Here is a 14,305-nt window from a genome sequence, read left to right as displayed (position 1 = left end):
ATTTTCTACGGTAGCGAAAATGATACTTCTTTTTATGTGGTCAGTGCTGACGGTATAAACACTGTGTGAGCTTAGTTCCGATGTTGGTGGAACTAAGCTTTTTGTATATTCTTTGCTAATAATCATCTGTTTAAGTTAAAATTAACTTATTAGAAGAGTTGTGTGGAGGAAAATATGAATAGAGCAGAATTAAAGGCAGAAGCTAAAAAAGAGCTTCGCGGCAATTGGGGCTGGGCTGCCTGCATAGGCCTAATTATAGTAATCTTAAACGGCTTGATTTTTGGCTATAATATAAAAGATGATATTGGTAATTTTCAAGGAAATAATGTTGTTGAAGTAGTAAAGCCGTATGTTACGAATGGCACCTTTTTTTTAGGTACAGGGTTGGGCTTTCTCAGTGGCTTTTTTATGTTAAGTATGGTTATTACCTTCTTACATTTATCTAGAGGGCATAAGCACAATCTGTTTAAGGCTGTTTTTTCGGTCTTTACTGACAATCGTTTTATTCCAGAATTTTTAAATTATTTATGCAGTTATATTTTTCAAAATTTGTGGACACTTTTACTTGTCGTTCCAGGTATTATTAAAAGTTATTCTTATGCCTTAACTCCGTATATTGTGAGCGACCTGGTTGAAAGTGGCAAAGAAGTTCATGCTACGACGGGAATTACTGAAAGTCGCCGATTGATGGTGGGACACAAATGGCAATTGTTTGTTTTAGACTTAAGCTTTTTGGGCTGGTATTTAATAGGTTTACTTACTTTGGGCATAGGATTTATTTGGATAGTTCCATATGTTCAAACAACCAAGGCTAATTTTTATCGTCAATTGGCCGGCGACCAATTTAATTAATATTTCATTAAAGCATATAAAAGGATAACTACTTTATATGCTTTTTATTTATAGTTGGAAAATTACTAAAAAACTAAAAAGAGATTGGGTAAGAAGATATTATGTCTTTATAGTTATTCAATCATTATTAGCACTTGCTTACGTAACCTGTTAGTAAGTGCTTTTTATTTATCTAAATGGATAAAAAAGACTATCAAAAATACCGTTTTATCACATATGTGTTTTTGCAATAATTATCACGTAAATTAATGAAAGCGCTTTTTGATAATTTTACAATTGTTGCATAAAGGAGAAATAAAGATGGAAAATCCAGCAATAAATGTTAATTCAGAAATTGGCAAATTAAAAACAGTATTGTTGAAACGTCCAGGTGCTGAAGTTGAAAATATTACTCCTGACACAATGGAGAATCTGTTGTTTGATGACATCCCATACTTGAAAATTGCCCAAGAAGAACATGATTATTTTGCTGAAACCTTAAGAAAGAATGGGGTTGAGACCCTATATATTGATGACTTAGCGGTTGAAGCATTAGGTCAAAGTTCAGAAATTCGTCAAGAGTTTATTAAGCAATACCTTAGTGAACATGGTTATGAAGCGGGCGTAACACATGATGTCTTGCAAGAATATCTTAATAGTTTTGACTTGCATGATATGGTAACTAAGCTTTATAGCGGTATTCGTCGTAATGAAATTGATTTGGATTTAAAAAATGAAACCCTACACGATTTGGCAGGCAGTGATGCTAATGACCCATTTCTACTCGATCCCCTACCTAATGCATATTTTACAAGGGATCCACAAGCCTCTATAGGTTCAGGAATTACTATTAATCATATGACTTTTAAAGCTCGTCAGCCTGAATCATTATTTACTGAATTTGTGATGAAATACCATCCCCGTTTTGCAGGTCATGTTAATGTTTGGCGCGATCGTAATCATAGTACCCGAATTGAGGGTGGGGATGAATTGGTATTAAACGATCATGTTTTAGCAATTGGTGTTTCACAAAGAACATCATCTAAATCAATTGAAGGTTTGGCACAAGAATTATTTACTAATGATGATAGTCACTTTGATACAGTAGTAGCGATTGAAATCCCACATAATCACGCTATGATGCACCTTGATACGGTATTTACGATGGTCAATAAAGACCAGTTTACTGTTTTTCCAGGAATTATGGATGAAGCCGGGAAAATGAATATTTTTGTTATGACCCCAGATGAAAACGGCAAAATCAAGATGGAACATCACACTGATTTAGGGGAAACATTAAAACAAGTCCTTCATCTATCAGAACTAGATTTGATTATGACTGGTAATGCTGATGATATTGTTGCCCCACGTGAACAATGGAATGATGGATCCAATACTTTAACTATCGCCCCAGGTGAAGTAGTTACTTATAACCGTAATTATGTAAGTAATGAAATGTTACGTGAACACGATATTCTGGTGCATGAAGTTATTTCAAGTGAACTTTCAAGAGGTCGTGGTGGTCCGCGTTGTATGTCTCAGCCTCTGTGGCGTGAAGATTTATAAAAAATAAAAAATCAAATAAATAAAAGGAAGAAATAAAATGGCTATTAATTCAGTATTTCAAGGACGTTCACTATTAGCAGAAAAGGATTTCACTCCAGCAGAAATTCAATATTTAATTGACTTAGGGCTACACTTAAAGACCTTACAGCAAAAAAATATTCCGCATCATTATTTAGAAGGAAAAAATATTGCTTTATTATTTGAAAAAACATCAACTAGAACGCGTTCAGCGTTTACTACTGCAGCAATTGAATTAGGTGCACATCCTGAGTATTTAGGAGCTAATGATATTCAATTAGGAAAAAAGGAATCCGTTGAGGATACTGCAATTGTTTTAGGCAAAATGTTTGATGGTATTGAATTTAGAGGTTTCAAACAAACAGACGTCGAAGAATTAGCAAAATATTCCGGTGTTCCAGTTTGGAATGGTTTGACTGATCAATGGCATCCAACCCAAATGATTGCCGATTTTATGACAATTAAAGAAAACTTTGGTCATTTGCGAGGCTTGACACTGGCCTTTGTTGGTGATGGTCGCAATAATATGGCTAATTCTTTATTAGTAACTGGTGCAATGCTCGGTGTCAATATTCATATTGTGGCACCAGAAGAATTACACCCAACTCAAGAAGTTATTGATTTAGCAAATAAATTTGCTGCGGAATCAGGTGCTAACTTATTGGTAACGGCTGATATTGATGAAGGTGTTAAAGGGGCTAATGTTATTTACACTGATGTTTGGGTTTCAATGGGTGAGTCTGATTGGGAAAATCGGGTGAAATTACTTAAACCATATCAAGTTAATATGGAAATGATGAACAAAACAGGCATGGATGATGATAATTTGATTTTTATGCATTGCTTGCCAGCTTTTCATGACACTAACACAGAATATGGTCAAGATGTTAAAGAGCAGTATGGTATTACCGAAATGGAAGTTACTGATGAAGTCTTTCGTAGCAAGTACGCTCGCCAATGGGATGAAGCCGAAAACCGAAAACATTCAATTAAAGCGATTATGGCAGCAACTTTAGGCAATATGTTTATTCCAGCTGTACCAGAGCTTGAAAAGGCAGGCCACTAGTCATGACTGATTCCAAAGAGCAAGGGATAGCTCTGCCAGCTCTAGTTGCTTTAGTTGTTAGTTCAGCAATTGGTTCAGGAATTTTTGATTTACCATCGACTTTAGCACAAGCGGCTACACCGGGGGCAGCACTTTTAGCTTGGGTAATTACTGGTATCGGTATTTTAACATTGTCTTTAAGTTTAAATAATTTAGTTTTGACTAAACCGGACTTAACTGGGGTATCAGACTATGCTCGTGCAGGTTTTGGTGATTTTGCTGGATTTATTTCTGGCTGGGGTTATTGGTTGTCAGCTTGGCTTGGTAATGTGGCATTTGCAACGATGCTAATGTCTTCATTAGGTTATTTCTTCCCACCATTAAAGTCAGGTAATAGTATTAGTGCAATTATTGTTGCCTCGATTATTTCCTGGGCACTAACAATTTTAGTTACTCAGGGAATTGAATCAGCCGCAGTTATTAATGCGATTGTTACTATAACTAAAATGATTCCAATTTTTGCATTTATTGTAATTGCGCTTATTACTTTTAAGGCAGGTATTTTTACAAGTCATTTTTGGGCCAATATGTCTACCAATCTTATGGGTAAAGTGACGTATACTGCACCAACAAGAGCTGGCATTTTTAGCCAAATTAAAGGCTGCATTATGGTTATGATGTGGGTGTTTGTTGGTATTGAGGGCGCTACAACAATGGCTGCTCGTGCCAAGAAAAAGTCAGATGCAGGTAAAGCAACAATTATTGGTTTGTTTTCTTTATTAAGTATTTATATAGTTGTTTCTATTTTACCATATGGCTATTTGCCGCTTGCTAAATTACAAACAATGCGGCATCCTGTTTTGCTTTATCTATTTAAGGAAATGACGGGACCAATTGGCGGTGCATTTATTGCAGTTGGCTTGATTATTTCCATATTAGGTGCCTGGTTATCTTGGACAATGTTACCAGTTGAAGCTACTTCATTAATGGCTGAACAAGGTTTACTACCAAATTGGTTTGGTAAATTGAATAAACACAGGGCCCCAGCTAATTCTCTTTGGTTAACTGAAATTTTGATTCAACTATTTTTAATTACATTGCTTTTTACAGACCAAGCATACAACTTTGCTTACTCCTTATGTACATCTTCAATTGCTGTTTGTTATGCATTGGTTGGCGCATATGAATTGAAATTAGGTTTAGAGAACAGACATCAGAGCATGATTTGGTGTGGTCTCATTGCTTTAGTTTTTGAAGTTGTGGGGATGATTTTTGCGGGGTTGCAATATCTGTGGCTGTGTACCATTGCCTATGTGATTGGTTTTGTTTTATATTACCGTGCTCGCAAAGAAAATAATCACCCAATTAGTAAGATTGAATGGATTTTTATGATTATTATTGGTCTTTTAGCTTTAACTGCAATTATTGCACTTATTCTAGGTAAGCTAAAAGCGTAGAAAGGAAAGTATGAAAAGAATTGTTGTTGCATTGGGAGGCAATGCCATCTTAACAGATGATCCGTCAGCACAAGCCCAACAAGCCGCATTAATGAAGACAGCGGATTACCTAACGGAGTTTATTGCTAAAGGAGATATACAATTAGTCATCACTCATGGCAACGGCCCTCAAGTGGGCAATCTATTATTACAAGAACTTGCAGGTAGTACCAAAAGCAATCCAGCTATGCCATTAGATACAGTTGGCGCTATGACGCAAGGTGAAATTGGCTTATGGCTGGCCAATGCCTTAAACATATGTGCAAAAAGGCGACAATTATCATTAAATGTTGCAACAATGTTAACTAGAATAGTTGTTGATGAACATGATAATGCATTTGCACATCCTTCAAAACCAATTGGACCATTTTATAATGAAGAAGTGGCAGAAATTGAAAAAGAACACCCTGATTGGCAAATTGTTGAAGATGCTGGTCGCGGCTTTAGAAGAGTGGTTCCCTCACCTAAACCAATTAGTGTTATGGAAGCCCAAGCAATTAATACTTTGGTAGATAATGATGTGACTTTAATTGCTGGTGGTGGTGGTGGTGTTCCCGTTGTTAAAGCGGGAGCTGAAGTTCATGGTGTTGAAGCAGTAATTGATAAAGATTTTTCAGCAGCAAAATTAGCTGAACTAGTTGATGCTGATGAATTAATAATTTTAACCGCTGTAAAATATGTAACTTTAAATTATCAACAGCCAAACCAAAAAGACTTGCATGAAGTTCGCGTATCCCAAATGAAAGAATATTTAGCAGATAATCAATTTGCAAGCGGATCAATGAAACCAAAAGTTGAAGCTGCTATTTCATACGCAGAGTCAACCGGTCATAAAGCTATTATTACATCATTAGATAATGTTTCTTCTTATTTAAAAGATGGTGATGGAACAGTAATTGTTCCAGATTAAGAAAAAATTGCCGAACAGTTACTTGATAGAGCTATTTAATTACCTATTTGCAGATAGTAAATTTATATAAGAAAAAATTTATATATTGATTAGTGAAATAGGAGAATAATAAATATGCTTGAAAAATTTATGCATGAGTGGTTATACGTTTCAGATTATGATGTGCCAGTAGCTGATAATGGCTTTGATGGACGTGCTAAAATTAATGGTGTTGACTTAGATATAAAATATATTGCTGTAGTAGCCTCAAGTGAATATAACAATTTGCCTGAATGGCGATTAGCATTTAATTTAGATAAAAATAAACGCGTATATGTTATGCGGCCAAATAAGGAAAAACATTTTTTAACTAATTTACCTAAAAATATTTTTATTGGTATTGGTAGACCACATTTTGACTTGTCGGGCAGTATTAAAGAAGCGCTGTTTGCTTTAACATTAACGAATAAGTTTGATGCCACTGTTTATTATGATGAAGTGGCAAATATGGCTAATATTATGCATTCAACCTTAGATTATCCAGCTATCCGAAAAAAGCTAAGTCAAATTGATGAAGATACGCAACTAACCCTATGGCTGTATGCCAAAGATCAAGTATCCATGTCGTCACTGGCTAATATTTTAATGGTTCACCCCAAGACTGTAGAATATCGTTTACAGAAAATTAAAACAGTGACTGAACTAGACCCACATAAGGGTATCGATTTATTAACCTTAATAGCAGCATTTTTAAAGGAAAGAACTGATAAATTGCGGATACTTGAAACTGAATTGCAGAGTTTTTCAAATCATATGTTGCCAAGAGATAAAACAACCTCTTTAAGTATTAAGTAACTGTCTAAGCGATTTTTATTAATATCATAAGCCAAATTTAATTTTAATAATAAAAGTCTCCTTAAGAATTCAAATATCCTAGTGTTAAACACTAGGATATTTTTATTTTGTCCAAAAAAAGCAGGAAATTTCCTGCTTGGCTTGCTTGGTTAAAGCTTATTTAAATCATCAATGTTGCTTTGAAATAATTTATTTGAATAGCTTGATTCACTTTCATTGGCTTGCTTCAAAGCTTCCTTGACCTGTGTTGAACTTAGGTGATTAACTAAGTATGCTTTAAGAGCTCTATTAGTTAATTCATCCAAACTAAGATCATTAAGATTGAGATATTTTTTAATCAACATTTCTACATTGGTCGATAATTCAATTTTTTTCTTACTCATTTTTTCACCTTCTAGAAGTTACAGCTATTATAACATTTTGAGTAAAATTACTGTTAAAAAATAAATAAGAACTATACGTAAAATTTGCTGGCTTAGAATAAGTGGCGTATTATTTTGTCTTAATAGCTTGGTTAGGAGTTCAAAAAATGATAGATATCGCTACTATAGTTAAAATTCGTGAGTGTTCTTTTTTTAAAGCTGCTCAACGTACTTTAGTTATGTTAATGCCAATTGCCATGGCTGGTTCATATTTTAAACTTTTGCATAATTTGGTTTTTGCCCCCGACGGACTAATATACAATATTTTTGGTTTAGACCAAGTAATATCAGATCAGTTTTGGTACACGGGTTCATTTATTAGTGCGGGCATGGTGGAAGTAACTTTTGGCATTTTTGGACTATATGCTTGTTACTTTATGGCTCAATATACGGCTCGAATTTATCATAAAGATTCGAGTATGGCCGGTATAACTGCTGTATTATTTATTCTTTTTTGTGCTTATGCATCTAGTACTAATCACAATACTCAACAGCTTTTTTCAGAAAGCTTATTACAAATTAATGCGGTATTTATTGCTCTAGTTATTGGTTATGGGGTTGGTCTTATTTACCGATTTTTGGGTAAAGATTATCAGCCTGTTAAAGATGAAAGTACAAGGACTATTCAAAGCCGGGTTTGGCAAGCTGCGCTTCCAGCTTGTGTTTGTCTCATATTGAGTATTATTTTAGGAATTTTTATTTATGATTTAAAAATTAAACTATTAAATTCGACTAGTTTTAATGAGCTTATTAATCGAGTACAGATTACAAATAATTTATGGGAAGTAATGTTACTCACAGTAGTTATTACTTTTTTAAATTGGTTAGGCATTGGTTTTCCAGTACATGCCCTTTCTGGAACAATTAATAATGCTCATTCTGCAGAAAATTTAACCTATGCTTTACAACATGGCAATTCTTGGCAGGTTCCTTATCAATTTTTGGGTAGTTCTTTAATTAATAATTATGCTATGATGGGCGGCTCTAGTGTTATTTTAGCAATCATTGTCATATTAATGTTACGTCATGAAAATAAAGAAATTGTTTCTTTAACCAAAATTAGCCTTTTGCCGGCAGCATTTAATTCAACTTTGGGCTTTACCGTGGGGCTACCAATTATGCTGAATCCCGTATTTTTGTTACCGAGCATTTTAATTCCATTATTTAATTTACTAATAGCCGCTAGTGCAATTAGCTTACGGCTTATTCCGGTGAGTGTGTATCCAATTTTAAAAGGGACACCAGGGTTATTAGTTCCCTTTTTTGGGACTAATGGCAATTGGGGAACGTTGATTTTTACAATTTTGTTGTTTTTAAGTGACATTGGCTTATTGTGGCCAATTATTAAACTTAGTGAACGGGTAAGCCAAAAGTTAAGTGAGGCCACGCAGGAGAATGTAAATGAATAAAAACACGAATTATAAATGGCTACTCGGATTAGTCGTAATTATGACTATCTTATCTATCCCCAGTTATTCCTGGATGAAAAAAGAAAATAATACTCGAGCAGAACGGAGTAAATCGTTACTTTCGCCCGTAATTATGGTGCCGGGATCAAGTGCAACAACAGAAAGATTTAATCAATTAATTAGTCAGCTAAATAAGACAACTGTGCGTCGACATAGCGTATTAAAAATCACTGTTTCACGTGAAGCAAAATTGTCATATAGTGGTTCAATTGGGAAAAATGACCGCGAACCATTTATTATTATTGGTTTTGCCGATAATCGCGATGGATATGCAAATATAAAAAAGCAAGCTTATTGGCTAGACATAGCGTTTGACTCTTTAATGAAGAACTATAAATTTAATAACTTTAATGCTTTTGGTCATTCTAATGGAGGACTTATTTGGACCTATTGGTTAGAACATTACTATTCACAATATGACAGCGATGCTAAGATTAAACGGTTAATGACTTTGGGGACGCCTTATAACTTTACTGAAAAAAACATAGCCAATCGAACTCAGATGTTAGCAGACTTTATTAAAGGACGTAGTAAATTACCGAAAAGCTTAAAGGTTTATTCGTTAACTGGTGGTAAAAATTATGAATCTGACGGCATTGTACCTGAAAGTAGTGTCGCAGCGGGTAAGTTTATTTTTCAAAATCAAGTTAAAGCTTATACGGCCATAATCGTGACCGGTAAGCAAGCAGATCATTCTGAATTGCCCCAAAATAAACAAGTAATTCAAGTGATTCGCCGGTATTTATTGAAAAAGCCTAACAAATCGGTGAAAACAAATAAAAGAAAAGATGATTAATCATGAAATATAAAGAACAACCAACAAAGATTGAAGTAATTGGTGGCCGGGTTAATAATTTGAAGAATATTAATGTTGAGATTCCCTTGCATCAATTTGTAGCAGTAACGGGTCTTAGTGGCTCTGGTAAATCTAGTTTGGCAATGGGAATATTATATGCAGAAGGCGCGCGCCGCTATCTTGACTCCTTGGCTACTTATACGAAAAGACGAATTAATCAAGTAGGACGCGCAGCTGTTGATGAAGTGCGCCATATTCCATCGGCTCTTGCCTTGCGCCAGCGTCCTGATATACCTGGAATAAGATCAACAGTAGGAACAGTGACTGAAATTTTTAATATTTTACGCCTTATTTTTTCCCGGCTCGGGTCACCTGTTTGTCCTAAGGGACATCGAAATGCCCCCACTATTGAAATAGCGCAGGCCATGGATTTAACCGGCGAGCAAATGGGTAAGATTCATTGTACAGAATGCGGAGTGGAATTTTATGCCTTTAGCGCGGAAGATTTTGCATTTAATTCAGATGGTGCTTGTCAAGTATGTCAGGGTTTAGGGAAGGTTGAACAACTTGATGATAGTAAAATTATTGCTGATGAAAATAAAACGATTGCTGATGGAGCCATTGCTACTTGGCAAATTCCTGGACGCAATTGGATGTGGCGTATTGCCCGTGAATTAGGGGTTCGTACAGATATTCCTTACCGCGACTTAACTAAGAAAGAAAAAGCAATCGTACTTCATGGTGAAGAGAGAAAAGTACCAGTAGATGTTCCAACTTCGACTGGACGTATTTATCATCTTGATGCCTTATATGAAAATGCCTATAATGCAGTGATTAATTCGCGTAAGACTACTAAGTCTGAACGCGGGCTTGAACGAATAAATTCCTTTTATCATTTCAATACGTGTCCGCATTGCCAGGGCTATCGTATTGATCCGACCCGTTGGCAACAATTAGTTGCTGGGAAAAATATTGTGACAGCTGAGCAATTAACTTTAGGTGAGTTGCCCCAGTATATGCAAGCAATAAAGGACTGGTTGCCGGAGTCAATGCAAGACTTAGCTACAAATTTAAGCGATGAATTACTACATCAGGTTAAGCCTTTATTGAAGTTAGGTTTAGATTATCTAAGTTTAGCTCGGTCAGCTAATAGTTTGTCGACTGGCGAATTACAGCGCATACAATTAGGCCGAACTTTAAGGACGGAAACTACTGGGGTGTTATATGTGTTAGATGAACCTTCAGTAGGATTGCATCCTGATAATGTAGCTGGCTTAATTGATATTTTTCACCAATTAGTTAATCAAGGAAATTCTTTAGTAGTAGTTGATCATGAAACTGCAATTATCAATGCAGCTGATTGGATTATTGAAATTGGCCCTGGTTCTGGTAGTCAGGGAGGACAAATTATTGCTCAGGGTACCCCGTTACAAATAAAGCAAAATTCTAATTCGTTAATTGGCCCATATTCAACTGGTAATGCACCGCTGCTTGTTCGTCCAGCGGCTAGTAGAGAACTTTTTTCATTAGGACAAATTGACCTAGCAATCACCCAGCGTTTTAATTTAAAAGACGTACAAGTTAAAATTCCGTGTGGCTTTATGACGGCAGTTACTGGTTTTTCTGGAGCAGGGAAAACCACGTTAATTCTTGATGCCTTGTTATCGGCTTTGCAGGCGCAAAAAGCACATCAACCAATGCCTAAATGGATTAAGCAGTTTAAGGGTAAGACAATTAAAAATGTAATTAGTGTTGATTCTTCACCAGTAGGTAAAAATCAACGTTCTACAGTAGCTACTTATACGGATATTATGGATAATTTGCGTAAATTGTTTGCCCAACAACCGCAAGCTAAGAGTTATAAGTATCGTGCCAGTCATTTTTCCTATAATAATAAAGAGGGAGCTTGCCCAGCTTGTGGGGGTAGTGGTGTAATATCGCTTGATATTCAATATTTGCCCGATATGGTTGAAACTTGCTCACTTTGTGAAGGACACCGCTATAATCAAGATGTGTTAAGGGTAAAATGGCAAGGATTAAGTATTGCCGAGATACTCGACTACTCAGTAGCTGAGCTACTTCAGCACAATTTGTTTCAAACAGAGCCTAAAATTCAAAAAACATTAACAACTTTAAGTCAAATGGGTTTAGGCTACTTGCATCTTGGTGAAGCAACACCCGCTTTATCAGGAGGTGAAGCTCAGCGGCTAAAGTTGACTAGTCATTTGCACCGGCAACAAAAAGACAGCTTGTTTATCTTTGATGAACCGACAGTAGGACTACACCCGCAAGATGTTAGAACGCTATTGCAAGTTTTTCAACAACTTTTAAATAAGCAGGCGACAATCATTACGATTACCCACGATTTAGATATTATGGCTAACAGTGATTATATGATTGACTTAGGCCCGCGCGGAGGAGCGAATGGGGGGCAAATAGTTGCTTGTGGTACACCTGTGGATATTTCGCAAAATAGGCAGAGTTTGACAGCAAAATATTTACGTGCCCAGTTTCAGTTATACCAAAAATAACTAAATAGTAAGCCTTATTTAGGACCTTAAATCCTAATAGATAAGGCTTTTTTGCTTTTGAAAAATAATTGTGGAAAAGTAAGTTACTTTTCTTGCTATCTGTGGATAACCTGCTATAATTACAAGTATAAGAAATTAGCACTCAATGCTTTTGAGTGCTAATTAAAAAATTATAACGAATACAAGGGGTGTTTAGATATGACATATTTTGACAACGAATTTGATAACCTATTTAACGAATTAAACAATTCTTTCTTTAATAGTTCGAGTGATAATAACGGTTCGATTCCTATTCACTATTCAAGCAGTATGAATATGGCACCACAAAACCTTAAGCAAAACGTTCCAACTCAAAAAGAGCAACCAATTGGGATTGACTTAGTTGAACAAGCTAAAAATAATAAATTCGACCCTGTAATTGGGCGCGATGAGCAAATTCAAGCAGTAATTGAGATTTTAAGTCGACGTAAGAAGAATAATCCGGTTCTAGTTGGACCAGCAGGTGTCGGTAAGACCGCAATTGTTGAAGGTTTAGCCCAAAAAATTGCCCAAGGGGACGTTCCTGAAAAAATGAAAGATAAGCATATCATTGCCATTAATATTAATGATATGGTTGCTGGCTCAAGTTTACGGGGTAGCTTTGAAGAACGCTTAAAGAAAATTATTGATGAAGCAAAGAAAAATCCTAATATTATCTTATTTATAGATGAATTACATAATATTGTTGGCGCTGGTTCGACTGATTCGGAAAATAATAGTGGCGATGCAGCTAATATTTTAAAACCGGCTTTAGCTAGTGGAGATTTAAATTTGATTGGGGCGACAACTACTAGTGAGTATCGCCAAATTGAAAACGATGCGGCTTTAGCACGGCGTTTCCAACCAGTTGATGTGCCAGAGCCTTCAACTGATGTGACCGTGAAGATTCTGGAAGGTTTAAAGAAAAAGTATGAAGAGTATCACCATGTAAAATATAGTGCTAGCGCTCTGCGGCTTGCCGTAGAATTATCACAACGTTATATTCAAGGTCGTTACTTACCAGATAAGGCCATTGATTTACTTGACGAAGCTGGAGCAAAGAAAGGACTTGATGCAACCCCTAGCGATGAAGCAGGACTGAAACAGCGTATTAAAACTTTAGAAAATGACAAAAAAGTTGCTGCTCAAAATGAAGACTATGCTAAGGCCAGTGACTTAAAACAGCAGCTTGAAAAATTACGTGACCAATTAGACCATCTTGATGATGCAGATACGCCTAGGGTTACAGATCAAGATATCTATGCTCTAATTGAGGCTAAAACTAAGATTCCAATGAGTGAATTACATGCCAGTGAAGGACAGAAAAACTTAAATTTAGCGGCAAAATTAAAGGCAACAGTGATTGATCAAGACAAGGCAATTGAAGTTATTACTGATGCGATTGCTCGTAAGCAAATTTTCAAAGATAATAATCGTCCAACTGGTTCATTTTTACTTACAGGTCCAACTGGTGTTGGTAAGACAGAACTTGCTAAGCAATTAGCAATTCAATTGTTTGGGGGTGAAAATCATTTAATTCGCTTAGATATGTCGGAGTATCAAGACCAGATGGCTGTGAATAAGCTCATTGGCTCAGCTCCAGGATATGTTGGCTATGGTGAAGGTGGTCAATTGACCGAAAAAGTACGCCACCAACCATATAGCTTGATTTTATTTGATGAAATTGAAAAAGCTAATCCCCAGATTTTTAATGCTTTATTACAAATTATGGATGATGGTCGCTTAACCGATGCGCAAGGGCGAACTGTTTCCTTTAAGGATACGATTTTAATCATGACGTCAAATGCAGGTTACTCAGATAACTTACTTAAGGATGGTCAAGTTGACCATGAGCAGTTGATCAAGGCACTAGAGGCTTACTTCAGACCAGAATTTTTGAATCGCTTAGACGCAATTGTTCCGTTCAATGCACTTACGCCAACCGATATGACAAAGATTATCGATATTTACTTGAAGAAAATGACGCATGTCTTGGCTAAAAAAGACGTCAAATTGGTGGTTTCACCTGAGGCTAAAGCTTACTTTGCACAAAAAGGTTATGACAAGAAATTTGGTGCAAGACCATTACGGCGCGTGGTGGAACAGGAAATGGAAACACCAATTGCTAAACTATTAATGAAGGCGCCAGACACTAAGGAAGTTAACTTCACGGCTGATGGGGCACATGTCTACTTAAACGGGGATGCCATTATTGATATTGATGTACAATCTGTAGATAAGGATGACCAGGCAGAAAGTAAGACAAAATAATGCTGTAAGTACAAAGCGCTAAGAAACTAAATAGCGCCTTGGTAATTACTGTGGATAACAAAAAAGAAGGCTGGTAACAACAGCCTTCTTTTTTTATG

The 14,305-nt window shown here is 36.0% G+C and carries 11 protein-coding genes; 10 read left to right on the top strand and 1 reads right to left on the bottom strand.

All coding sequences use genetic code 11. The features are described from left to right. The first annotated feature begins 174 nt into the window (after positions 1–174). The 6 genes from F5ESL0230_RS08155 to F5ESL0230_RS08130 all read left to right on the top strand — a co-directional run bounded on the left by F5ESL0230_RS08155 (position 175) and on the right by F5ESL0230_RS08130 (position 6,700). Positions 175–852 carry a DUF975 family protein gene (locus F5ESL0230_RS08155; RefSeq protein ID WP_122022357.1) on the top strand — a complete coding sequence of 226 codons (678 nt, stop codon included), beginning with the start codon at positions 175–177 and terminating at the stop codon, positions 850–852. Positions 853–1,152: 300 nt separating this feature from the next. Then, positions 1,153–2,397 carry an arginine deiminase gene (gene arcA, locus F5ESL0230_RS08150; RefSeq protein WP_122022356.1) on the top strand — a complete coding sequence of 415 codons (1,245 nt, stop codon included), beginning with the start codon at positions 1,153–1,155 and terminating at the stop codon, positions 2,395–2,397. A 37-nt stretch (positions 2,398–2,434) separates the two neighbouring features. After that, a complete protein-coding gene (argF, locus tag F5ESL0230_RS08145) occupies positions 2,435–3,481 on the top strand; it encodes an ornithine carbamoyltransferase (RefSeq protein ID WP_122022355.1) in 1,047 nt (348 codons plus the stop codon). A gap of 2 nt (positions 3,482–3,483) precedes the next feature. Beyond that, positions 3,484–4,917 (top strand): arginine-ornithine antiporter, encoded by a 1,434-nt coding sequence (arcD, locus tag F5ESL0230_RS08140; RefSeq protein WP_122022354.1) that lies wholly within the window; start codon positions 3,484–3,486, stop codon positions 4,915–4,917. Positions 4,918–4,927: 10 nt separating this feature from the next. Beyond that, positions 4,928–5,866, top strand: a complete 939-nt coding sequence (gene arcC, locus F5ESL0230_RS08135; RefSeq protein WP_122022353.1) for a carbamate kinase — start codon at positions 4,928–4,930, stop codon at positions 5,864–5,866. A 114-nt stretch (positions 5,867–5,980) separates the two neighbouring features. After that, positions 5,981–6,700 (top strand): helix-turn-helix domain-containing protein, encoded by a 720-nt coding sequence (locus F5ESL0230_RS08130; RefSeq protein ID WP_122022352.1) that lies wholly within the window; start codon positions 5,981–5,983, stop codon positions 6,698–6,700. A gap of 149 nt (positions 6,701–6,849) precedes the next feature. Here F5ESL0230_RS08130 and F5ESL0230_RS08125 read toward each other — a convergent pair whose 3' ends face one another. Then, positions 6,850–7,083, bottom strand: coding sequence for a hypothetical protein (locus F5ESL0230_RS08125; RefSeq protein WP_122022351.1), 234 nt, complete (start codon positions 7,081–7,083; stop codon positions 6,850–6,852). A gap of 146 nt (positions 7,084–7,229) precedes the next feature. Here F5ESL0230_RS08125 and F5ESL0230_RS08120 point away from each other — a divergent pair, with 146 nt between their 5' ends. The 4 genes from F5ESL0230_RS08120 to F5ESL0230_RS08105 all read left to right on the top strand — a co-directional run bounded on the left by F5ESL0230_RS08120 (position 7,230) and on the right by F5ESL0230_RS08105 (position 14,207). Beyond that, the gene (locus F5ESL0230_RS08120; RefSeq protein ID WP_122022350.1) at positions 7,230–8,531 is read left to right on the top strand and encodes a PTS transporter subunit EIIC; all 1,302 of its coding nucleotides are present in this window, start codon (positions 7,230–7,232) and stop codon (positions 8,529–8,531) included. Continuing rightward, positions 8,524–9,387: an alpha/beta hydrolase gene (locus tag F5ESL0230_RS08115; protein ID WP_122022349.1), complete on the top strand. Its 864-nt coding sequence runs from the start codon at positions 8,524–8,526 to the stop codon at positions 9,385–9,387. Before F5ESL0230_RS08120 ends, F5ESL0230_RS08115 begins: the two co-directional genes overlap by 8 nt. Before the next feature lie 2 nt (positions 9,388–9,389). Next, complete coding sequence (locus F5ESL0230_RS08110; RefSeq protein WP_122022348.1) at positions 9,390–11,918, top strand: ATP-binding cassette domain-containing protein; 2,529 nt, start codon at positions 9,390–9,392, stop codon at positions 11,916–11,918. 198 nt (positions 11,919–12,116) lie between these two features. After that, positions 12,117–14,207 carry an ATP-dependent Clp protease ATP-binding subunit gene (locus tag F5ESL0230_RS08105; RefSeq protein WP_122022347.1) on the top strand — a complete coding sequence of 697 codons (2,091 nt, stop codon included), beginning with the start codon at positions 12,117–12,119 and terminating at the stop codon, positions 14,205–14,207. The last annotated feature ends 98 nt before the right edge of the window (positions 14,208–14,305 follow it).

This window comes from Lactobacillus sp. ESL0230, assembly GCF_003692805.1.
GTDB lineage: Bacteria > Bacillota > Bacilli > Lactobacillales > Lactobacillaceae > Lactobacillus > Lactobacillus bombicola.
The sequence above is the reverse complement of the archived record's forward strand: the minus strand, read 5'-3'. Positions and strand labels throughout refer to the sequence as shown.

Coding starts and splice junctions, on each gene's coding strand:
- F5ESL0230_RS08105 (WP_122022347.1), top strand. CDS start 12,117: ATGACATATTTTGACAACGAATTTGATAACCTATTTAACGAATTAAAC.
- F5ESL0230_RS08120 (WP_122022350.1), top strand. CDS start 7,230: ATGATAGATATCGCTACTATAGTTAAAATTCGTGAGTGTTCTTTTTTT.
- F5ESL0230_RS08110 (WP_122022348.1), top strand. CDS start 9,390: ATGAAATATAAAGAACAACCAACAAAGATTGAAGTAATTGGTGGCCGG.
- F5ESL0230_RS08115 (WP_122022349.1), top strand. CDS start 8,524: ATGAATAAAAACACGAATTATAAATGGCTACTCGGATTAGTCGTAATT.
- F5ESL0230_RS08155 (WP_122022357.1), top strand. CDS start 175: ATGAATAGAGCAGAATTAAAGGCAGAAGCTAAAAAAGAGCTTCGCGGC.
- argF (WP_122022355.1), top strand. CDS start 2,435: ATGGCTATTAATTCAGTATTTCAAGGACGTTCACTATTAGCAGAAAAG.
- arcA (WP_122022356.1), top strand. CDS start 1,153: ATGGAAAATCCAGCAATAAATGTTAATTCAGAAATTGGCAAATTAAAA.
- F5ESL0230_RS08125 (WP_122022351.1), bottom strand. CDS start 7,083: ATGAGTAAGAAAAAAATTGAATTATCGACCAATGTAGAAATGTTGATT.
- F5ESL0230_RS08130 (WP_122022352.1), top strand. CDS start 5,981: ATGCTTGAAAAATTTATGCATGAGTGGTTATACGTTTCAGATTATGAT.
- arcC (WP_122022353.1), top strand. CDS start 4,928: ATGAAAAGAATTGTTGTTGCATTGGGAGGCAATGCCATCTTAACAGAT.
- arcD (WP_122022354.1), top strand. CDS start 3,484: ATGACTGATTCCAAAGAGCAAGGGATAGCTCTGCCAGCTCTAGTTGCT.